We start from the raw sequence: 20,958 nt of genomic DNA, 5'->3' as shown, positions 1-20,958 counted from the left end.
TCGAGGCATGCGTACGAGCGATCTGCCAACCACTGCGACGACCGTCCTCGTGGTCGGCGCCGGACCGACGGGACTGATGGCCGCGCTGGTGCTGGCGCGGCGCGGGGTGCCCGTGGTCGTGGTCGACCGCAAGGCCGGTCCGACGCGGGAGTCGCGGGCGATCGTGCTCCAGGCCCGGTCGATGGAGCTCTACGACCAGCTCGGCCTCGTCGAGAAGGTGCTGGCCGGGTCGTACCTCGCCACCCGTCTCCAGGTCCGGCCCGACCGGCCGGCGCAGAGCCTCCGGGTCGACCGGGCCCAGCAGGGCGCGACGCGCTTCCCCGGCCTGCGCGTCTTCGAGCAGAGCCGCAACGAGAGCCTGCTGGTCGAGGCGCTCGACGAGGCGGGCGTCTCCGTGCGGTGGCGGCACCGGTTGGTCGACCTGATGCAGGAGGACGGGCCCGAGGCCGGCGTCACGGCCCTCGTCGAGGGACCGGACGGCCTGTCGCGGGTCCGGGCCCGCTGGTGCGTCGGTGCGGACGGGGCGGCGTCGGTCGTGCGGCGCCTGCTGGACGTGCCCTTCGAGGGGGTCACCGACGACGCGACGTTCTGGGTCGCCGACCTGCGCGGCGTCCCGGGCACGGCCGACGACGCGATCGTCGCGCGGTTCGGGGACGCGACCTTCGCCCTCGTGTTCCCGCTGGGGCCGGGCGGGCACGTGCGGCTGATCTCGCTGGCGTCCCACGACGGCGTCGACCAGGAGGAGGCGCTCGCCGGTGCGCGCGCCGACCTCGGGCTCCGCTACGACGCCGTCGACTGGTTCTCCACCTACCGCGTCCACCATCGGGTCGCCGCCCGCTTCCGTACGGGCCCGGTCTTCCTCGCCGGGGACGCCGCGCACGTGCACTCCCCGGTCGGCGCCCAGGGGATGAACACCGGCCTGCAGGACGCGCACGACCTCGCCCACCTCCTGGCCGACGTGGCGCACGACCACGTGACGACGGCTGCGCTGGACCGCTACGAGGGCGAGCGCCGCCCGGTCGCGCTGCGGCTGGTCCGACTCACGGACCGGGTGTTCGGCGTCGTCGGCCGGCGCGGGCGGGGGCCCGCGTGGGTGCGGCGCCGCTTCAGCGTGGTGGCGGCGACGCTGCTGCCCTCCTTGCTCGAGCGGCCGGCGGGCGCCCGGCTCGGGGGCTGGCTCGGCCAGTACCGCATCCGGTACCACCTCGCCGCGAGCGCGACGCCTCCCGCCTGGGCGGACGACCCGGCGGTCGGGGTGCGCCTGCCGCCGGCCGGGGAGAACGCCGCGGCCCTGCGCGACCTCACCTGGCAGCTGCACACCTACGGCGGCAACGCCGCGCGACCGGACGTGCCGGGCTGGGTCGACGGGCCCCGAGACCTGGGCCCGGACGACCGGCGCCGCCTGCGGCCCGACCGGCTCTACCTCGTCCGGCCCGACGGCTTCGTGGTCGCGTCGCTCCCGCTCGCAGGCGGCCGGGTCGACGACGCGCTGCTCGGCGCCGCCCTCGAGGCGAACCACGTGGTCCGAGGTCCGGACGCCCCGGACCCCGCCTCGGAGACCGGGGTCGCGCCCGGGGTCAGCCGGTGACCTCGAACGAGCCGGTCAGGTCGGCGGTGGAGCTGCCGCCGACCCACACGTCGAAGGTGGAGGGGTCGAGGACCCAGTCGCGCTCGACGGCGTTCCAGTAGCGGCGGTGCTCCGGGCCGACCTCGAAGGTGACCGACCGCGCCTGGCCGGCGCCGACCGCGACCCGCTCGAAGCCCTGGAGCAGACGTACCGGGCGTGACGAGCGACCGCTGCGCTGGTGCAGGTAGAGCTGGACGACCTCCTCGGCGTCCCGGTCGCCGGTGTTGGTGACCGTGACCGTCACCGAGACCGTGCCGTCGAGGCCGACGGAGTCGGCGCTGAGGTCCAGGTCGGAGTACGAGAACGGCGCGTACGAGAGCCCGTGCCCGAAGGGGAAGAGCGGGGTGCTCTCCTCGTCCCAGTAGCGGCGGCCCTGGTTGTCGGGCTCGTGGGAGATCGTGTGCGCGTAGTAGATCGGCACCTGTCCGACCGTCCGCGGCCAGGTGAAGGGCAGCCGGCCGCCCGGCACCGCGTCCCCCACGAGCAGGTTGGCGACGGCGGCCCCGCCCTGACTGCCGGGGTACCAGACGTCGAGGATCGCGGGCACGTGCTCGGCGGCCCAGCGCAGGGCGAGCGGGCGGCCGTTCATCACCACCGCGACCGTCGGCGTCCCGGTGCCCACCACGCGCTGCAGCAGCTCGAGCTGGCGGCCGGGCAGCTCGAGCGAGGAGCGCGAGGCCGCCTCGCCGATCATGTTCTGCCACTCGCCCACGACGACGACCGCCACCTCGGCGCCCGCCGCCAGGTCCACCGCCCGCTGGAGCTCGGCCTCGTCGTCGAACCCCTCCGGGTCGACCGGCGCGTTGTCGCCCCACATGTCGAACATCGAGGGGAAGGTGCGCTGCCCGGGCCGGACGCCGGGGGCGAAGTCGACCCGCGTTCCCTCGCCGAGCCGGGCGCGCAGCCCGGCGAGGATCGTCACCGTCTCGTCGTTGTCGTAGTCGAAGACCCAGGGGCCGATGGTGTCGCGCCGCGAGTCGGCCAGCGGGCCGAGCACGGCGACCCGGGCCAGGGCGTCGGGCTCCAGCGGCAGCAGCCCGCCCTCGTTGCGCAGCAGCACCGCGCTCCGCTCGGCCGCCAGCCGGGCGACGTCGCGGTGCGCCGGGTCGGACAGGACCTCGGCCGCGCGGCCCTCGTGCACGTACGGGTCGTCGAAGAGCCCCAGCCTGATCTTGACCGCGAGCACGCGCCGCACGCAGACGTCGAGGGCGGACTCGTCCACCAGGCCGGCGCGGACCGCCTCCGGCAGGTGCGCGTACGCGGGGTCGGAGACGGCCATCTCGAGGTCGACGCCCGCGCGCAGCCCGCGGACGCCGGCGTCGGTGAGGTCGGTGGCGAAGCCGTGGGTCATGAGGTTGCGCACCGCGTTGGCGTCGCTGACGAGGAAGCCGTCGAAGCCCAGCTCGCCGCGCAGGATGTCGTCGAGGAGAAAGCCGTTGCCGGTCGCCGGCACGCCGTTGACGTCCATGTACGCCGTCATCACGTTGCCCGCGCCGGCGTCGACGGCCGCCGCGAACGGGGGCAGCACGACGTTGTGGAGCTCGTGGTCGGAGACGCTGACCTCGTCGTAGTCGCGCCCGCCGACGCCGTAGCCGTAGCCGGCGAAGTGCTTGGGGCCGGCGACCACCCGCTCCGGAGCACCGATGCCCTCGCCCTGGAACCCCCGCACCTGCGCGGCGGCGACCGCCGCCCCGAGGAAGGGGTCCTCGCCGGCGCCCTCGACGATGCGCCCCCAGCGCGGGTCGCGGGCGATGTCGACCATCGGGGCGAAGGTCCAGTGGATGCCGACCGCCCGCGCCTCGCGGGCCGCGACCGCCTGGCCGCGCTCGATGGTGACCGGGTCCCAGGACGCCGCCAGGGCGATCGGCACGGGCAGGATTGTGCGCAGCCCGTGGATGACGTCGAAGCCGAAGAGCAGCGGGATGCCGTGGCGGCCGCCCTCGATCGCCAGGTGCTGGAGCCGGTTGGTCTGGGCGGGATCGGTCACGAAGAGCAGCGAACCGGCACCGCCGCGCCCCAGGGCCTCCTCGACCGAGCCGGTCGGGTCGTCGGCGACGCCGATGGTGGCCCTCGCCTCCGAGTCGGCCTCGGACCCGGCGAGGTCGCCGAAGTAGAAGAGCTGGGTCAGCTGGCCGGCCTTCTCCTCCACCGTCATCCGGGCGAGGAGCTCCTCGACCCGCTCGGCGACATCGCTCCCGCCCGGCTCGACGGACCCTGCTGCGTACGGCTGCTCCACGGACGTCCTCCCACGGCTCTGTCGGTCCGACCATGCTCCCAAGCGCCCCTTCGAGCAGGGACTCGGGGCCACGTTGCAGAAGAGTCTTGAGATTTTTCTGAGAAATGTTCGAACTGAGGCTTACGATGTTCACAGTGACCGGCGCTCCCCAGGTGCCGGCGCGGACGACGGCGACGTCAGAGGTGGAGGACCGGCGCGGTGGAAGGTCTCTGGAGCTACTTGCGGCGCAAGCCGCTGCAGCGACGGGTGACCCTGCTCACCGTCCTGCTCGTCATGCTCGCCATCCTCGTCTCCAACGTCGCCGGTTACATCGCCCTCCGCCACACGCTGGTCGCCGCCTCGCAGTCCGTCGCCTTCTCCATCGCCGACGACATCGTCTCCGACACCACCGCCTCGCTGCAGCAGTCCGGCACGCTCCTGCCCGAGTCCAGGCAGGCCGGCGGGGTCATCGTCGAGGCGGTGGACCCGACCGGGCGGGTCGTCCGCTTCCCGGGCGAGACGGCCGAGCTGGTCATCGAGCCGGGCGACCTCACCGCCGCGACGCCGGACGGCCCGCGCGTCCAGCGGACCGGCGTCGACACCCGCGGCCTCCCGTACGTCGTGGTCGCGGTGCCCGCCGGGGCGAGCGGCTACGCGCTGGTGGTCGCCCGCCCGCTCGGCCCCGTGCTCGAGATCCTCTCCACCGAGCGCCTCATCGTCTTGTGCGTGGTCCTGGCCAGCATGGTCGGTGCGGGCGTGGCCGGCTTCTTCGTCGCCCGCTCCGCCCTGCGGCCCGTCCGGCAGCTGACCGCCGCGGTGCAGCACGTGACCGACACCCGCGACTTCCAGCCCATCGCCATCAAGTACGCCTTCGGCGACCTCTCCGTGCTGGCGGCGTCGTTCAACCAGCTCATGCGTGCCATCACCCGGATGCGCGAGCGGCAGTCCCGGCTGGTCGCCGACGCCGGCCACGAGCTGCGGACCCCGCTCACCAGCCTCACGACCAACGTCGACCTGCTGAGCAGCGACCTGCGCAACGGCTACCTCTCCGACACCCAGAAGAGCCAGATCCTCGGCGACGTCCGGGCCCAGCTCGGCGAGCTGACCGGCCTGGTCGGCGACCTCGTGCAGCTCTCGCGCGACGACTCCGCGGGCTCGTTCAAGCCGACCGACCTCCGCACCGTCGTGCAGGCCGCCGTCGAGCGCGTCCGGCGCCGCGGCTCGGACCGGGTCTTCGACGTCTCCCTGGACGAGTTCCACGTCATCGGCGACCCGGACGGCCTCGAGCGCACGGTCACCAACCTCCTCGACAACGCCGTGAAGTGGAGCCCCTCGGGCAGCACCATCCGGGTGCGCCTGGAGGGCAACCGTCTCCGCGTCGCGGACTCCGGCCCGGGCATCCCCGAGGCCGACCTGCCCTACGTCTTCGACCGGTTCTTCCGCGGGTCGTCGGCGCGCAAGACGCCGGGCACCGGGCTGGGGCTCTCGATCGTGGCCAAGACCATCGAGGACCACGGCGGCAGCGTGAGCGCCGGCCGCTCCGACGACGGCGGCGCCGAGTTCACCATCCAGCTCCCGGGCGTGACCCACGTCGAGGCGCTGCCCGCGGTGCTCGTCCCCGCCTGAGCCGGAGGGCCCGGCCCCCGTCACTGCAGGTGGGCCAGCTCCCTGCGGAGCTCGCGCTTGCTGGTGGTCAGCAGCTCCTGCACGGCCTTCTCGATCCGGCCGTGGGTGGCGCCGCCCGCGAGGTCGTGCTTGCCCCTGGCCAGCGCCGGGTCGATCGTGATCCCGTCGTTGAAGAGGTCGATCAGGCGCGGGTCGACGTAGGACTTGCGGGCCACCGTCGGGGTGTTGCCCAGGTAGGCCGACACGTCCTTCATCGCCGCGCTGATCGCACGCTTGCGCTTCGACTCGGTGGTCGCCGCCTCGTTGCGCTCGGCGAGCTCCACCGCGGCGATCACCGTCCCGTGCCAGGTGCGGAAGTCCTTGGCCGAGACCTCGCCGCCGACGACGTCCTTGACGTAGGCGTTGATCTCGGTCGAGGTCACGTCGTGCCAGCCGTCGGCGGTCTCGTACGCCAGCAGCTCGGGGTTGTCGTCGTCGCGGTCGACGAGGGCGCGGACCGACGCCATCACGGCCTTGTCGACCAGCGCGATGTAGCGCTCCTTGCCGGACTTGGCGATGTAGTCGAAGACGACCTGCTCGCCCTCGAAGGAGACGTGCTCGCGGCGGATGGTGGCGAGCCCGTAGCTGTGGTTCTCCTCGGCGTACGCCTCGCCGCCGATGCGGAAGAAGCCGAGGTCGAGCAGGCGGAAGGCCGTCCCCATCGCCCGCTCCAGCGGCATCCCGGGCAGCCCGAGGTGCTTGGCCGCCTTGCGCCGCGCGCGGGGCAGCTCGGAGGCCACCTCGAGGACACGCTCGTGCTTGGCGGCGTCGCGCTTGATCCGCCACTGCTCGTGGTAGCGGTACTGGCGCCGGCCGGCCTCGTCGGTCCCGACGGCCTGGATGTGGCCGTTGGGGACGGGGCAGATCCAGACCTTCTCCCACGCGGGCGGGATCACGAGGGCGACGCAGCGCTCCATGTCCGGCCCGGCGAGCTTCTCGCCCTGCAGGCCGAGGTACTCGAAGTCCTTCGTCGGGTCCGGGGGGACGCGCTCGCGCGTCCAGCCGGGCTGGGACGGGGAGACGGTGCGGAGGCGGACCACGCGTTCGTGTTTACCCGGTGGCGCCCCGCGTAACGCGGCCGGTCGTCGCGACGGCCGCGCACACCCGGTCCTGCCGCCGTGCCCGGCGGCGTCGTGCACCCCCGGAGGGTGTGGTCGTCCACCGCCCACGAGAACTGTCAGAGGTCCGACCTAGGTTGTGCGGCATGACCGACAGCGCCAGCACGAACGACAGCAACGCCACCGCGACCAGCGACCAGGACTCGACCGCGCCCGAGGGCGAGTTCACCTCCGAGACCAGCCAGGCCGCCGCCGAGGAGACCTCGGAGGTCCAGACCTCGCCGGAGCACAACGAGGAGGTGCTCGGCGCCTCCGGGAGCGGCGACCCGTCCCTGGAGAAGGACCCGAGCGAGTGGGTGACCGGCGGCGACCCCATCACCGCCGCCCAGAAGAGCTACCTCGACACGCTCGCCCGCCAGGCGGGCGAGGAGATCCCTGCCGACATCACCAAGGGTGAGGCGTCGGAGCAGATCGAGCGCCTGCGGGAGAAGACGGGCAAGGACTGACCCGCCCGCGCACCCGGTCGGGCTCACGGGCCCGGCCGGGGCCGGAGGTCGACGGCGACGCCGGTCCGGCTCGGCGCGGGTCCTGCACGTCCTCGGCGGGCGCCGTACGGCTGACCCCTGCCGTGCTAGGACGGGCCGCGGCAGGGTAAGCAGTCCCCATGGTGCGATTCGGCTACACCCTCATGACCGAGCAGAGCGGTCCCAAGCAGATCGTCGAGTACGGCGCGCGCGCCGAGCAGGTCGGCTTCGACTTCGAGGTCTCCAGCGACCACTACTCCCCGTGGCTGGCCTCGCAGGGCCACGCGGGCTACGCGTGGACCATGCTGGGCGCCGTCGCCGCGCTCACCTCGAGCGTCGAGCTCATGACGTACGTGACCTGCCCGATCCAGCGCTACCACCCGGCCGTGGTGGCGCAGAAGGCGGCGACGCTGCAGATCATCAGCGACGGGCGCTTCACCCTCGGCCTCGGTTCGGGGGAGAACCTCAACGAGCACATCACCGGCGAGGGCTGGGCGCCGGTCGCGCAGCGCCAGGACATGCTCGAGGAGGCGACCACGATCATCCGCGAGCTGCTCACCGGTGAGCTCGTGACGTGGGGCGGGGAGTACTTCCGCGTCGACTCGGCGCGGATCTGGGACACCCCGGACGGCGGCGTCCCCATCGGGATGGCCGTGTCGGGGGAGAAGTCGATCGAGCGGTTCGCGCCGCTCGGCGACCACCTCATCGCCGTCGAGCCCGACGCCGACGCCGTGAAGGCGTGGGACAAGGAGAAGGGCGGCATCCTCTCCAGCGGCAAGGGCTCCCGCAAGATCGGGCAGATCCCGATCTGCTGGGGCACGGACAAGGACGCGGCGATCGCCAAGGCGCACGACCAGTTCCGCTGGTTCGGCGGCGGCTGGGCGGTCAACGCCGACCTGCCGACCCCGCACGGCTTCGCCGGGGCGACGCAGTTCGTCCGCCCCGAGGACGTCGCCGAGTCGATCCCCTGCGGGCCCGACGTCGACGCCATCGTCCAGGCCGTCAGCGCGTACTGGGAGGCCGGCTTCACCGACATCGCCCTGGTCCAGGTCGGCGACGACGGCCAGCGCGAGTTCCTCGACACCGCGGCGGAGCCGATCCTCGCCGCGCTGCGCGAGGCCGCACCCAAGAGCTGAGCCGAGAGGGAGCCCGTCCTCCTCGTCGGGGCCGGGCTCATCCACCTCTCGCCCGGGGAGGTCGGCCGCGTCAGCGGTCGGGTCGCAGTCCGACCTCGAAGGCGAAGAGGACCAGGCCGACGCGGTCCCGGACGCCGAGCTTGGACAGCAGCCGGCCGACGTGGGTCTTGACGGTGCCCTCGGCCATGTAGAGGCGGGCGCCAATCTCGGGGTTCGTCGCGCCGGCGGCGATCTCGCGCAGGACCTCGAGCTCGCGGGCGGTGAGCTCGTCGAGGCGCTTGTCGTCGCGGCTGGGTGGTTCGCCCGGCAGGGTCGGTACGACGTGGTCGAGCAGCCGGCGCGTGGCGCTGGGGGCCATCACGGCGTCGCCCGCCGCGATGTCGCGGATCGCCGAGAGCAGCTCGTCGGGACGCGCGTCCTTGAGCAGGAAGCCGCTGGCCCCCGCCTTGAGCGCGGCGAACACGTACTCGTCCAGGTCGAACGTCGTCAGCACGAGCACGCGGGCCGGGTTGCCGTCGGCGAGCAGGCGCCGGGTGGTCTCGACGCCGTCGAGCACGGGCATCCGCACGTCCATGAGCACGACGTCGGCCGGGGTGGTCCGCAGCCGCGCCAGCGCCTCCTGGCCGTCGGAGGCCTCGCCGACCACCTCGAGGTCGTCCTCGGCCTCGATGAGCATCCGGAACCCGCCGCGCACCAGCGCCTGGTCGTCGACCAGGAACACCCGCGTCGCGGTCGAAGGGACCGCCGCGATCCCGCTCACCACGCCACCACCCGCGGCAGGTCGGGCTGGGTCTCGACCGCCCGCTCGTACGGGATCCAGGCCCGCACGACGAACCCTCCGTTCGCGCCGGGGCCGGCCGACAGCTCGCCGTCGTGCAGGCTGACCCGCTCGGCCATCCCGCGCAGCCCGTGGCCCTGCCCGTCGGGCGGGGGCACCGCGGCCGCGCCGCCGCCGTCGTCGACCACCTCGATCTCGACCGCGTCGGCGGTGCACGCCACGACGACGCGGGCGCGGGCGTCCGGCCCGGCGTGCTTGAGGACGTTGGTCAGCGACTCCTGCACCACCCGGTACGCGGTCAGCCCCACGGCCGGCGACAGGGGCGGCGCCGTGCCGAACGTCGTCAGCTCGGCCCGCTCGCTCGTGCGGCGCACCAGGTCGGCGATGTCGGCGAGCCCGGGCTGCGGCCCGTACGCGGTGCTCGCGTCCCCGCGGCCGTCGCGCAGCACGCCGAGGATGCGGCGGGTCTCGGTCAGCGCCTCGCGGCCCGTCTCGGCGATGGTTCCGAGGACCTCGCCGGCGCGCTCGGGGTGCCGGGTGGCCAGGGCCCGCCCGCCCTCGGCCTGCACGACGATCACCGAGAGGGAGTGGGCCACGATGTCGTGCAGCTCGCGCGCGATCCGGTTGCGCTCGTCGACGGTGGCGGCCCGCTCGCGCTGCTCCTGCTCGGACTCCAGCAGCCGGACCCGCTCGGCCTCCGCGCTGCGCTGGCGCCCCGCGCTGTCCTCGGACTCGCGCAGCTTGCGGCCCACCACGTAGGTCCCGGACACCACGGCCAGGCAGGCGACCACGCTGACCATGAAGACGGTGACGTCGGTCAGCCCCCCGCCGCCCAGCGCCCAGCGCGCCGGCCCGAGCACCGAACCCACGACGCCCACCGCCCACCCGAGCCGGGCGAGCGTGCGCGGGCTCCAGCGGGCGAGCGTGTAGACCATGATCGGCACGGAGACGATGCCCGCCGCGGACGGCAGCTGGCTGACGGCGAGGGAGAACAGGCAGCCGGCCGTCATCATCACGAAGGCCGCCGCCGGGAAGGCCCGGCGCACGAGCAGCGGCAGCGTCACGACGAGCGAGGCGAGGCCGAGCGCCCGCTCGCCCACCGCCAGGGAGTAGCCGGTCGTCACGACCGACACGAGGGCGCACAGGCACAGGTCGAAGAGGAGCTGGCGGTCGCGCACGAGGCGTTCGGCGGTGAGCATGGCGTCTCGACCCTACGAGCCGGCGGTCCCGCCCGCATCCCACCACGGTCGTGCCGGTGCCGTCGGGTCTCGGCCCGCGGGCCCACGCGCTGGTTAGGCTGGCGGCGTGAGGTGGACGGTCGCGGCTCTGGTCGGTGCCTGCGCGGGCGGGGTGGTGTGGGCCGTCCGGCGGCGCACGCGGCAGCCGGCCGACCAGAGCGAGTGGGCCGCGGCGACCGACACGGTGACCCCGGCGCGCGGCTGAGCCCACCGGGTCCGGGAGGGACCGCGTCGGGCTCAGAGCAGGTCGTCGAGGCCGATGCTGCGCCGGTGCGCCAGCCGGACCGCCACGGCGCTTAGCAGGCCCCAGCACACCACTCCAAGGGCGAGCACCTCGACGCCGTGCACGCCGGAGCCGCGGGGCAGGTGCAGCACCGAGCTCAGCAGGCGGGGCACCCGTGACATCGGGTCGACCGCGAGGCACAGCGCGTACGGCAGCCCGAGGCAGAACAGCCAGCGCCCCGTGCGCCGCCACACGCGGCGCTGCTGCCAGCGCACGCGCAGCGGCAGCGGCCGGTAGGGCAGCAGCACCGACACGAGGTTGCCCACGCCGAGCCAGAGCAGCGTGGGGTAGAGGACGCCCGGCAGGGTCAGTGCCAGGCGGTAGTCCGGCTCGTCGACGACCGTGATCCACGCCGTGGCGACGAGGGTCGGCAGGCCCACGATGACCATCAGGGCGATGTTCTTGACGAGCAGGATCTTGGTCAGCGCGACGCCGCGCAGGAGCCGCAGCCGGGTGCGCTCCGCGTCGACGCCCAGGACGTTGGTGCTGGTCACGTCGGCCAGGATGAACACGGCGAAGTACGTGCCGACGAGGACGGCCCAGTCGCGGTGCGTGCCGTCCCGCAGCGGTTCGACGAGCAGGTAGGCCAGCGACAGCACCAGGTTGACGGCGATCCCGACCAGCCAGCCGTACGGGCGCTGGAACGCCCACCGCAGGTCCTGAGCCACCATCCGGAGCAGACCGGCCCGCACGGACGTGCCGGTCGGCGCCGGCACGACGGGCACCACGGGCCCGGCCAGGCTGCGCTCGGCGGTCGTCACGCCGACAAGCGTGCCAGGTCGTACCCCACGCTGCCTGCGGAACGGCTGTGCGACCGCTGTCCGGACGACGGGGGGCGGAACCCGGTCCCGGACCGGTTCAGCCCTCGCTCGGCCGGCGGCCCGCGCGGCCCTCCCGCACCCGGCGCACCACCACGAGGACCACGGCCAGCGCCGCGACGACCACGACGACCTCCTGGAACCTTCCCACCCAGGTCTCGACGACCGACCAGCGCGACCCGAGGGAGTAGCCGGCGCTGATGAGGAGGGTGTTCCAGACCAGGCTGCCGAGCGCGCTCAGCAGCAGGAACCGGGGGACGGGCATCCGGGCGACCCCGGCCGGGATGGAGATGAGGCTGCGCACGCCGGGCACCATCCGGCCGAAGAAGACGGCCTTGCCGCCGTGCCGCTCGAACCAGCCGTCCACGGTGTCGATGTCGGACTCGCGCACCAGCGGCATCCGCCGGGCGACGGCCCGCAGCCGCTCCTCGCCGACCTTCGCCCCGAGCGCGTAGAGCACGACCGCGCCGACGACCGACCCGAGCGTCGTCCAGACGACGGCGGCCACCACGTCCAGCTGGCCCTGGCTCGCGGCGAAGCCGGCCAGCGGCAGGATCAGCTCGCTGGGGATCGGCGGGAAGATGCTCTCCAGCGCCACGAGGAGGCCTGCGCCGGGGCTGCCGAGCGTGGCCATCAGGGAGACGATCCAGTCGGTCACCGTCCCCATTGTCCCGGACCCCACGACCCGTACGGGCCGGGCGACGACCCTGGGCCGACCCGGAGACGGCCGTCGGTGCGGCGGGTGCCGTCGGCACGCCGTCCTACGTTGGGCGCGTGGACCCCCTTCGACAGGCCCAGGACAGCGCCACGCGAGGCTCCCGACGGGCGCTGCCCGGCACGGGCCCGCTGCTGCTCGAGATCGACCTCACCGTCGCGCCGGCCGACCCGGCACCGGGCGACCCGCTCGCGCGGCTCTCGTCCCGGGGGCGTCCGCAGCGCGGGCCGCTGCTGAGGGCGCTGCACGAGGCCGGGTCCGACCGGCGCGTGGTCGGGCTCGTCGCCAAGGTCGGCGGCACGCCGGGCTGGGCGGCCGCCCAGGAGCTGCGCGAGGGCGTGGCCGCGTTCGCCGCGACGGGCAAGCCGACGGTCGCCTGGGCCGAGACCTTCTCCGCCGGCGGCGGCGACCTGCCGGCGTACGTGCTGGCGTCGGCCTTCGACGAGGTCTGGCTGCAGCCGAGCGGGGACCTGGCGCTGCTCGGGGTGGCGGTGGAGACGACCTTCCTGCGCGGCGCGCTCGACAAGCTCGGTGTCGAGCCCGAGATCGAGGGCCGCCACGAGTACAAGAACGCGGTCGACCGGATCAGCCGCACCGGTCTGACGGACGCCCACCGCGAGTCCCTGGAGCGCCTCAGCGGCTCGCTGCTCGACCGCGCGGTGGCCGACGTCGCCCGAGGCCGCGGGCTGGCGGTCGAGGAGGTCCGCCGGCTCGTCGACACGGGCCCGCGCACGGCGACCGAGGCGCGCGCGGCGGGACTGGTCGACCGGCTCGGCTACCGCGACGAGGTCTACGCCTCGGTGAGGGAGCGGGTCGGCGAGCGCGCCGAGCTGTTGTTCGCCGACCGCTGGCGCCCGCGCCGGAAGCCCGCGCTGCCGTCGCTGCCCGGCCGGCCGCGCGGCCACGTCGCGCTGGTCGAGGTGCGCGGCGGCATCGTCAGCGGGGCCAGCCGGCGTGGCCCGATGGGGCCCTCGGTCGGCAGCGACACCGTCTCGGCGGACCTGCGGGCCGTCCTCGACGACGACGCCGCCCGCGCCGTGGTGCTGCACGTCGACTCGCCCGGCGGTTCCTCGGTCGCCTCCGACACGATCTGGCGCGAGGTGTGCCGGGTCCGCGAGTCCGGCCGACCGGTGGTGGTGTCGATGGGGTCCGTCGCCGCCTCAGGGGGCTACTACGTGGCCTGCCCGGCCGACGTCGTCGTCGCCCTGCCGGCGACGCTGACCGGGTCGATCGGGGTGTTCGGCGGCAAGTTCGTGGTCTCCGAGCTGCTGGAACGGCTCGGCCTCTCGACCGGCGCGGTGGAGCAGGGCGCCCGCGCCCGCATGTACTCCTCGCGGCGCCCGTTCACCGACGAGGAGCGCGAGCGCCTCGACGCCAGCCTCGACCAGGTCTACGAGGACTTCACCCGGCGGGTCGCGGACGGCCGGGGCCTGAGCCGGGAGGCGGTCGAGGCCGTGGCCCGCGGCCGGGTCTGGACCGGTGCCGACGCCCAGCAGGTCGGGCTGGTCGACGAGCTCGGCGGGCTGCACGAGGCCGTGCGGATCGCCCGCGAGCGGGCCGACCTGCCCGTCCGGGCGCCCGTCCGGCCGGCCCGGCACGTCGCGCCGCTGGCCCGGCTCGGCCGCCCGCGCAACAGCGAGGACCCGCGTACCGCGCTCGTCGGCACCGGCCTGGGTGACCTCGACCGGCTCGCCGCGGTCCTCGGGCTGCCCACCGGCGCCGCGCTGCGGATGCCGTCGCTCTCGCTGGGCTGAGGCCCCGGGGACCACGAGCGCCGACCGGCGGGCGTCCCGGGCTCGGCGGCCGGAGGGGTTTCGGCCCGGCCGCTGCGGGAGAAACCCCGTCCGTGGAGAGCCGTCTGACCTACACCGAGGCGCAGTGGGACGTCGTCCTCGCCGGCTTCGTGCTCGCCTTCTTCCTGCTGCTGGGCCTGTCGGTCTACCTGCTCGCGTCCCGCCGCGAGCTGTCGGCGCGCTACCGGCCCTCGAGCGACGCCGGGGCCGTGATCGGCCTGGTCGCCTGCCTGTCGTACGTGCTGCTGGTCGCCGCGTGGGTCTCGGGCTTCGACTACGACCCGGAGCGCGCGACCTTCTCCCCGTCGTCGTCGACGCTGCAGTTCCGGAACTCCTACCGCTACGTCGACTGGATGATGACGGTTCCGCTGCTCACCCTCGAGCTGCTCGCCGTCACCACCCTGACCGGGCTGCGGGCCCGCAGGACCCGGGCCACCTGGATGGCGCTCGGGTTCCTCATGATCCTCACCGGCTACCTCGGCGCGGCCGTGTACGAGGGTCGCCTCGGGCACCTGGTCTGGGGGCTCGTCTCGACCGCCTTCTTCGTGCCGCTCTACGTCGGCCTGCTGCGCACCGGGCTGCGCGAGGCCCGCCGGCTGGGCGAGCCGGCCGGCGAGCACCTGCGGGGCGCGACGCTGATGCTGTCGTGGACGTGGGGCGTCTACCCGCTCGCCTACTGCGTGCCGTTCTTCTTCGCCGACTCGACGCGCTGGGCCGTGGGCCGCCAGCTCGCCTTCGACGTCGCCGACGTCTGCGCGAAGGTCGCCTTCGGCCTCTACGTCCACTCCTGCGCCAAGGCGCGCACGGCCGTCGACGTGGCCCGTGGGGAGTCGGCCCACCCCGAGCCCGTGTACGTCAGCACCGAGAAGGTGGCCGAGGCCCAGCCGGTGCTGCCCGGCGACCGCAGCGTCGGGGCGTACGGCCACCCCGGCGACGTCCGCGAGGGAGAGACCCACGTCGCCCCGGGCCCGCACGAGCACCGGGGAGAGGCCCCGCCTGCCGCCACCGGGCGGGACTGACCCGCCGGCTCAGCCGGAACGGCGACCGCCCTGCTCGAGCAGCTGCGTCGTCTCCTTGGCGGCCCGCTTGATGCCGCCCCGTTCGTCGAGGAACCCGCCCGCCACACCGACGACGGGCACCTGGGCGATCGCCCGGAACAGGAAGCTGCCGCGCGGCCGCTCGTCGAGGATCGACTGCAGCTCCCAGATCTGGCGGCCCAGCCGCCAGAGCGTCCCCACGCCGCGGCGGGCCGCGGGACCGAGCCCCGTCGCCTCCTCCTCGTGGGGCGGGACCGTCCGCAGCCGCGCCTCGGCCTCGGCGTCGGTCGCCTTCGCCGCCTCGTCGGCGGCCAGCCGGTCGGGCAGGTCGCGGTCGAGCAGGACCTTGGCGAGCAGGGGCACCCAGCGTTCCGCCTCGACGACGCCGTGCTCGCGGGCGACGGCGCAGACGGCGAGCCCGGCACCCGAGGCGCCCAGCGCGGCCTGCAGCGGGATCCGGTCGGCCAGCGCCCCGGCCACCCGCGGCACGGCGGCGGCCAGCCCGGCGGTCAGGCCGATGCGGCGGGTCCACCAGCGGACGCGCTCGTCGAGCGGTCGCTGCTCCCAGGTGGGCGACGCCGGCGTCTCCTCGCCGAAGACGCGGTCGCGCAGCTCGTCGAGGACCTTGGCGGGGATGCTCGCGTCCTCCGGCGGCTCGTCGTCCAGCCCGAGCCACTGCTCGGGGTCGGCGACCACGTGGTGCGCCATGCGGGCGTAGAGCCCGAGCACCTGGGCCACGCGCTCGTCGGAGATGGCGGGGTCGTCGAGCACGGGGGCTCCTTCAGCGTCGGGGTCGGGCGATGATCGTCGCAGAGGGTCGGGGGCGCGGCGGAGCGGCCGGACCTCAGCCGACCTCGAGGACGTCGGCCGCGGCGAGCGCGCCGCCGGTCATGCGCCCCGCGACCGTGTCGAGGAGCGTGCCGGTACGGAACGCGTACCCCCGCATCAGCGCGAGCGCGTCGAGCTCCTCGACCTCGGCGGCCTCCATGAGCATCCCGAGCGCCACCTGCACCTGCTCCCGTTGCTGCACCCGGACGCCGGCGGCCCGGTCGTGGGGGTCCTCCGGCCGTGGCGCAGGAGCCAGCAGCAGGGGCGCCACCAGGTCGGCCACCTCGGCGGCGATGACTGCCAGTGGAGCCGGCAGGTGCGGTTCGGGGTCGCGGCCGTAGACGTCGAGGGCGGCGAAGACCCGACCGCCGCGGAGCAGCGGGAAGGAGAGCGTGCTGCGGTAGGGCGTGGCGGCCACGAGGGCCCGGCGGTAGACGGGCCAGCTCTGCGCGAGCTGCGTCTCCGAGGAGGCGAACGCCCGGCCTGAGTCGGCCGAGGCCAGGCACGGCCCCTCGCCGAGGGTGACCTGCAGCTGCTCGGCCAGGGCCACCTGCTCGCCCGCCGCGCCGACCGGGACGCGGAGCAGCCGGTGCAGCATGACGATGCCGGCCCCCGGGTGCCCCAGGGCGCGGCGCACCGCGTCGGCGACCCTGCTCGGCGACAGGTCGTGGAAGCGGCCGCCGCTGACGGCCTTGAGCTCGGCGACGAAACGGGAACGCAGCTCCACGAGGGCTCCGATGCTCTCAGGGACAAGCCCTCGACGGGCCTCGACGGGTCGGGGGATACCCGTCGAGCCTTGATACCCGCCGCGGACCCCGTTCACCCAACCCGGCGGGTGCTCCTCAGCGGCGCCGCACCACCTCCGCGTCGCCGCCGCCGCGCCGGACCGGTTCGGCGACCGCGATCACGCGGCCGCCCTTGCGGAACTCGAGCGCGGCGACCGCGCCGATCTGCGCGTTCAACGTGAAGGAGTCGCCGGTCGGGGTGAGGGTGTAGCCGAGCGCCTTCAGCGCGTCGCCGTACTCGGCGATGAACTCGGGCTCGGCGCTGACCGAGGCCATGTTGCGGGCGCTGGCCCGCGGTTCCGCGACGGCCTGCGGCAGCGTCATCCCGAGATCGACGCGGTTGACCAGCGTCTGCAGCACCGTGGTGATGATCGTGGCGCCGCCGGGCGAGCCGATGGCGTACTTCGGCTTGCCCTTCTTGAGCACGATCGTCGGTGCCATCGAGCTGCGCGGCCGCTTGCCGCCCTCGATGCGGTTCGGGTCCTTCGCGTAGTCGGGGACGGTGGGGTCGTAGCTGAAGTCGGTGAGCTCGTTGTTGAGCAGGAAGCCGCGGCCGGGGACGACGATCCCCGAACCGCCCGTCTGCTCGATGGTCAGCGTGTACGACACGACGTTGCCCCAGCGGTCGGAGGTGACCAGGTGCGACGTCGACGTGCCGACCTCGTTGCGCCCGGCCGCGGGGGCCTGGGCGCAGCCGGTGGCGTCGAGCGCCCCGGGCTGGGTCGGCGTGGGCAGGGCGCGGTCGCCGATGAGGCAGGCGCGGGAGCGGGCGAAGCGCTTGGACAGCAGCGTCTCGAGCGGGACGTCGACGAAGGCCGGGTCGCCGACGTAGGCGTTGCGGTCGGCGAAGGCGAGCGAGGACGCGTCGAGGTAGTCGTGCAGCGCCTCGGTCCGCGGCACCTCGGACAGCTTCTTCGTGCCGAGGATGTTCAGGGCCTCGCCGACGGTCGACCCGCCGCTCGAGGACGGGGCGATGCTGTAGACGTCGAGGCCGCGGTAGCGCACCTTGGTCGGCTTGGGCCGCTCGACGCGGTAGGCCGCCAGGTCGGAGCGCTCGAGGTAGCCCTTCGGGAAGGGCAGCGTGGCGTCCGCCGTCTTCGGCGGGCTCTGCACCGTGTCGACGATGTCGGCCCCGATCCGTCCGCGGTAGATGACGTCCGTGCCCTCCTCGCCGAGCGCCCGGTACGTCGCGGCGAGGTCGCGGTTGCGGAAGACCGACCCGACCTGCGGGGCGTCCCCCTTCGGGAGGTAGAGGTTGCGGGTGCTGCGGACCTGGGCGAAGCGCACCTTGTTCTGCAGGGTCTGCTCGCGGAACGTCTCGTCCACGACGAAGCCGCGGTCGGCGATCTTCTCCGCCGGCTCGAGGGCCTTGCGCAGGCTCAGCGTGCCCCAGCGCCGCAGCGCGGTGTCCCACGTCGCCGGCGTGCCCGGGACGCCGACGCTCACGCCGCTCGTCACCAGCTCCGGGGTGAAGGGGTAGGGCTTGCCCGTCTTCGGATCGAGGAAGGCGTTGGTCGGGATCGACTCGGGCGCGGTCTCGCGGCCGTCGATCGTGCGGACCTTCTTCGCCTTCGCGTCGTAGAAGACGAGGTAGCCGCCGCCGCCGATGCCGGTCGAGTAGGGCTCGGTCACCCCGAGCGCCGCCGCCGTCGCGATCGCGGCGTCGACGGCGTTGCCGCCCTTCTTCAGCACCTCGATGCCCGCGTGGGTCGCCTCGGGATCGACGCTGGACACGGCACCGCCGCTGCCGCGTGCGGTCGCGTTCTTCTTGGTCACGCGCCCCGCCTTGGCCGCGGCGGACGTCGCCGCGGGCGCGGCGGCGGGCTGCGGCGCGAGGCCGGGGGCCGGACCGGCGGCGCGGGGGGCGGGGCTGGCGCTCGGTGCGAGCGCGGCCACGAGCGCGAGCCCGCAGGCGCTCGCGACGAGGCTGCGACGGAGGTGGGGGGTCGTGACCGGCATCGCTGGGCCTCTCGACGGCTGGAGCACCGGTGGTGCACCGGAGGACCACAGCCAAGCGCACACCACCGACGAAAGTCGAGGGGCTCGGGCGACGGATGTCACGCGCGGGCACGGACGGCTGCCGGCGGACGGTGCGGCCGTGCCTTGCAGGGGCGCGCGCCGGCGGATGCGGAGGGCGTGCCCGGGCGGACACGCCGGGCCGTCCGACGGGTGGTCGCCCCGCGCGGGGGCAGCCGGTGGGCCAGACTGTGGCTACCCCCGACCGCCGGAGGCCGGGACCGCCCCGGGCACCGTGCCCGCGACGCCAGCGGTGCCCTCGCGGCACGCGCAGCCGACCTGAAGGAGAACGATGGCCGCCCTCGCCCCGGAGCCCCGCCGGCCCAAGCGGTCGCAGATCCAGCTGGGCGCCGCCGGCTTCGGCGTCGTGTTCCTGCTCGTGGGGATCGCGGGCTTCATCCCCGGCATCACCAGCCACTACATGCACCTCGGCATGGCCGGACGGATGTCGACCGCCCGCCTCCTCGGCATCTTCCAGGTCTCCGTGCTGCACAACCTGGTGCACCTGCTCTTCGGCGTCGCGGGCCTGCTCTTCAGCTCGACGCCGATGCGGGCCCGGAACTACCTCTTCTACGGCGGCATCGTCTACGCGGTCGTCTTCTTCTACGGGATCCTCATCCCCTACCAGGGGGGCGCGAACTTCCTCCCGCTGAACGCGGCCGACGACGCCCTGCACATCTTCCTGGCCGGCGCCATGATGACGGCCTCGCTGGTGCTGGACCGCGGTCCGACGTGGACCGAGGTCCTCGAAGAGGGCAAGGCCGACCTCTGAGCACGCCAGGGTCGTCCTCGGGCGCCGACGGACCGGACGGTCCGGACGGCCGGGTCGACCCTGCCGGCGTCCCGACGGCGCGGGCGCCGCTCGGCGACGGCCTGGTGGCGACCGCGCAGCGGCTGGCGAAGGTGGCCGCGCTCGCGCTCGGCTTCGACCACGGGACCGTGCTGCTGCCGGACGGGACGACGGCCGACGCGTTCCCCCCGCGTCCGCGCGCGGCGCGGGAGCTGGACCGCCAGGTCCTCGCGTCGGGCGAGGCCCTCGTGGTGGAACGGGCCGGCGCCGAGCAGGCGCCGCTGGGCGCGTACGTCGGCCTGCCCGTCTCCTGCGAGGACCAGGTCCTGTCCGTGCTCAGCGTGAGCGACGAGCTCGGGCGGACCGTCTCGCGGCGCGACCTGTCCGTCCTGCTCGAGCTGGCGGAGCTGTGGTCGGTGGCCCTGTGCCGCGACCTCGCCGACGCGCCCCCGGTGGACCCCGTGGCCGTCGACCTCGCCCGCGGGCTGCAGCGCGGCGAGGTCGTCCCCTGGTACCAGCCGGTGGTCGACCTGGTCAGCGGGCAGGTGGTCGGGGTGGAGGCGCTCGCGCGCTGGCGCCGGGCCCCGGGCGTGGTCGAGCCGCCGAGCGTCTTCGTACCGGTCGCCGAGCGTTCCGACCTGATCCTCGACGTCGACCTGGCCGTGATGCGGCAGGCGTTCGCCGACCTGGCGGGCTGGCAGGCCGTGCGCCCCGGGTTCTGGGTGACCACGAACCTGTCCGCGCGCCACCTCGCCCAGGAGGGCTGGACCGGCACGCTCCAGGAGGCGGCGGCGACGGCCGGCGTCGACCCGGCGTCGGTGATCCTCGAGCTCACCGAGACCGCGGCGCCCGCGGACGAGGCGAGCAGCCGGGTGGTCGTCGACGCGATGCGCGGCCTCGGCTACCACGTCTGGTTCGACGACTTCGGCTCCGGCTGGTCGGCGCTGTCCGACCTCGGCCGCTTCCCGGTGGACGGCATCAAGATCGACCGCTCGTACGCCGACCAGCTCGGCACCAAGACCGGTGAGGTGGTCGTCCGCGCCCTGGTCTCCGCAGCGGCGGAGCTCGGTCTGAGCGTCACGATCGAGGGGATCGAGACCGCCTCGCAGTACGAGCGGGCGCGCAACCTCGGCTGCCACTTCGCGCAGGGCTACCTCTGGTCGCGGCCCGTCCCGCCGGCCGCGATCGCGCGCTGGGTCTGAGGCCGGCCGCGGGCCGCGCCGTGGGGGGAGACGGTCAGCCGGTGACGTCCTCCGGGGCCGTCAGGGCGTCGCGGAGCACGGGGAACAGGTCGCCCCAGCAGTGGGTGACGAGCCCGCCCGCGAAGCGGTAGACGACGAGCTCCTGGACCTCGACCCGGCGACCGGTCGGGGCGATCGCGCCCAGCGGGCCCTCGTGCGTGCCGGAGCCGCGCAGGCGAGCGACGACCGTCGAGCCGTCGACCAGCACCTCCTGGAGGTCCCAGCGGTAGTCGGGGAAGGCGCGCAGCACGTCGGCGACGCGCTCGACGTAGGCGGCGCGCCCGTCGACGGACCCCGACCCGGCCACCTCCTCGGCCACGAGCCCCGCCAGCTCGTCGAGGCGGCGCTCGTTGCAGCAGGCGAGGTAATGCTCGTAGAGGCCGACGATCTCGGCGCGCGCGGGTCCCACGG

19 protein-coding genes are annotated in these 20,958 nt (G+C 74.5%); 9 read left to right on the top strand and 10 right to left on the bottom strand.

The genetic code is table 11. From position 1 onward, the window contains the following. Nucleotides 1–7: 7 nt before the first annotated feature. The gene (locus BMY04_RS03405; RefSeq protein WP_091177661.1) at nt 8–1,588 is read left to right on the top strand and encodes an FAD-dependent oxidoreductase; all 1,581 of its coding nucleotides are present in this window, start codon (nt 8–10) and stop codon (nt 1,586–1,588) included. Here the strand turns inward: BMY04_RS03405 and BMY04_RS03400 are convergent. Then, nucleotides 1,578–3,863 (bottom strand): glycoside hydrolase family 3 N-terminal domain-containing protein, encoded by a 2,286-nt coding sequence (locus BMY04_RS03400; RefSeq protein WP_232506070.1) that lies wholly within the window; start codon nt 3,861–3,863, stop codon nt 1,578–1,580. The genes BMY04_RS03405 and BMY04_RS03400 overlap by 11 nt on opposite strands. A gap of 198 nt (nt 3,864–4,061) precedes the next feature. Between BMY04_RS03400 and BMY04_RS03395 the strand changes: the two genes are divergently transcribed. Next, a complete protein-coding gene (locus BMY04_RS03395) occupies nt 4,062–5,468 on the top strand; it encodes a sensor histidine kinase (RefSeq protein ID WP_091177660.1) in 1,407 nt (468 codons plus the stop codon). A 20-nt stretch (nt 5,469–5,488) separates the two neighbouring features. Here BMY04_RS03395 and BMY04_RS03390 read toward each other — a convergent pair whose 3' ends face one another. Next, nucleotides 5,489–6,547, bottom strand: coding sequence for a DNA topoisomerase IB (locus BMY04_RS03390; protein WP_091177659.1), 1,059 nt, complete (start codon nt 6,545–6,547; stop codon nt 5,489–5,491). Between the two features lie 164 nt (nt 6,548–6,711). Between BMY04_RS03390 and BMY04_RS03385 the strand changes: the two genes are divergently transcribed. Both BMY04_RS03385 and BMY04_RS03380 read left to right on the top strand, forming a co-directional pair. Continuing rightward, nucleotides 6,712–7,071 carry a DUF3072 domain-containing protein gene (locus BMY04_RS03385; RefSeq protein WP_091177658.1) on the top strand — a complete coding sequence of 120 codons (360 nt, stop codon included), beginning with the start codon at nt 6,712–6,714 and terminating at the stop codon, nt 7,069–7,071. A 158-nt stretch (nt 7,072–7,229) separates the two neighbouring features. Beyond that, the gene (locus tag BMY04_RS03380) at nt 7,230–8,225 is read left to right on the top strand and encodes a TIGR03557 family F420-dependent LLM class oxidoreductase (RefSeq protein WP_091177657.1); all 996 of its coding nucleotides are present in this window, start codon (nt 7,230–7,232) and stop codon (nt 8,223–8,225) included. Nucleotides 8,226–8,295: 70 nt separating this feature from the next. Here BMY04_RS03380 and BMY04_RS03375 read toward each other — a convergent pair whose 3' ends face one another. Next, nucleotides 8,296–8,985, bottom strand: coding sequence for a response regulator (locus BMY04_RS03375; RefSeq protein ID WP_269766190.1), 690 nt, complete (start codon nt 8,983–8,985; stop codon nt 8,296–8,298). After that, entirely contained in the window at nt 8,982–10,202 is a 1,221-nt protein-coding gene (locus BMY04_RS03370) for a sensor histidine kinase (RefSeq protein WP_091177656.1), read from the bottom strand. Before BMY04_RS03370 ends, BMY04_RS03375 begins: the two co-directional genes overlap by 4 nt. Nucleotides 10,203–10,308: 106 nt before the next feature. On the opposite strand from BMY04_RS03370, the gene BMY04_RS22620 reads away from it, so the two are divergent. Next, the gene (locus BMY04_RS22620; protein ID WP_170853966.1) at nt 10,309–10,446 is read left to right on the top strand and encodes a hypothetical protein; all 138 of its coding nucleotides are present in this window, start codon (nt 10,309–10,311) and stop codon (nt 10,444–10,446) included. Between the two features lie 32 nt (nt 10,447–10,478). Here the strand turns inward: BMY04_RS22620 and BMY04_RS03365 are convergent, their stop codons facing one another. Together BMY04_RS03365 and BMY04_RS03360 are read right to left on the bottom strand one after the other, a co-directional pair. After that, nucleotides 10,479–11,285: a hypothetical protein gene (locus tag BMY04_RS03365; RefSeq protein ID WP_091177655.1), complete on the bottom strand. Its 807-nt coding sequence runs from the start codon at nt 11,283–11,285 to the stop codon at nt 10,479–10,481. Between the two features lie 97 nt (nt 11,286–11,382). Beyond that, nucleotides 11,383–12,009 carry a DedA family protein gene (locus tag BMY04_RS03360; protein ID WP_139209728.1) on the bottom strand — a complete coding sequence of 209 codons (627 nt, stop codon included), beginning with the start codon at nt 12,007–12,009 and terminating at the stop codon, nt 11,383–11,385. A gap of 107 nt (nt 12,010–12,116) precedes the next feature. On the opposite strand from BMY04_RS03360, the gene sppA reads away from it, so the two are divergent. Both sppA and BMY04_RS03350 read left to right on the top strand, forming a co-directional pair. Then, nucleotides 12,117–13,811, top strand: coding sequence for a signal peptide peptidase SppA (gene sppA / locus BMY04_RS03355; protein WP_198409905.1), 1,695 nt, complete (start codon nt 12,117–12,119; stop codon nt 13,809–13,811). A 92-nt stretch (nt 13,812–13,903) separates the two neighbouring features. After that, the gene (locus BMY04_RS03350) at nt 13,904–14,869 is read left to right on the top strand and encodes a bacteriorhodopsin (RefSeq protein WP_170853965.1); all 966 of its coding nucleotides are present in this window, start codon (nt 13,904–13,906) and stop codon (nt 14,867–14,869) included. 9 nt (nt 14,870–14,878) lie between these two features. Here BMY04_RS03350 and BMY04_RS03345 read toward each other — a convergent pair whose 3' ends face one another. From BMY04_RS03345 to ggt, 3 genes are all read right to left on the bottom strand, one after another. After that, the gene (locus BMY04_RS03345; protein WP_091177653.1) at nt 14,879–15,658 is read right to left on the bottom strand and encodes a hypothetical protein; all 780 of its coding nucleotides are present in this window, start codon (nt 15,656–15,658) and stop codon (nt 14,879–14,881) included. Between the two features lie 73 nt (nt 15,659–15,731). After that, on the bottom strand, nt 15,732–16,442 hold the full coding sequence (locus BMY04_RS03340) for a GAF domain-containing protein (RefSeq protein ID WP_170853964.1): 711 nt from the start codon (nt 16,440–16,442) through the stop codon (nt 15,732–15,734). Nucleotides 16,443–16,557: 115 nt separating this feature from the next. Further along, nucleotides 16,558–18,459: a gamma-glutamyltransferase gene (gene ggt, locus BMY04_RS03335; protein WP_091177651.1), complete on the bottom strand. Its 1,902-nt coding sequence runs from the start codon at nt 18,457–18,459 to the stop codon at nt 16,558–16,560. Between the two features lie 349 nt (nt 18,460–18,808). Here ggt and BMY04_RS03330 point away from each other — a divergent pair, with 349 nt between their 5' ends. Together BMY04_RS03330 and BMY04_RS03325 are read left to right on the top strand one after the other, a co-directional pair. Beyond that, nucleotides 18,809–19,288 carry a DUF4383 domain-containing protein gene (locus BMY04_RS03330; protein WP_091177650.1) on the top strand — a complete coding sequence of 160 codons (480 nt, stop codon included), beginning with the start codon at nt 18,809–18,811 and terminating at the stop codon, nt 19,286–19,288. A gap of 104 nt (nt 19,289–19,392) precedes the next feature. Further along, a complete protein-coding gene (locus BMY04_RS03325) occupies nt 19,393–20,508 on the top strand; it encodes a sensor domain-containing phosphodiesterase (RefSeq protein WP_139209727.1) in 1,116 nt (371 codons plus the stop codon). Nucleotides 20,509–20,542: 34 nt separating this feature from the next. On the opposite strand, the gene BMY04_RS03320 is transcribed toward BMY04_RS03325, so the two are convergent. Then, nucleotides 20,543–20,956: an ester cyclase gene (locus BMY04_RS03320; protein ID WP_198409904.1), complete on the bottom strand. Its 414-nt coding sequence runs from the start codon at nt 20,954–20,956 to the stop codon at nt 20,543–20,545. Nucleotides 20,957–20,958: the final 2 nt, after the last annotated feature.

Source organism: Microlunatus flavus (assembly GCF_900110855.1).
Classification (GTDB): domain Bacteria; phylum Actinomycetota; class Actinomycetes; order Propionibacteriales; family Propionibacteriaceae; genus Microlunatus; species Microlunatus flavus.
This window is presented reverse-complemented; position numbering and strand designations above follow the sequence as displayed.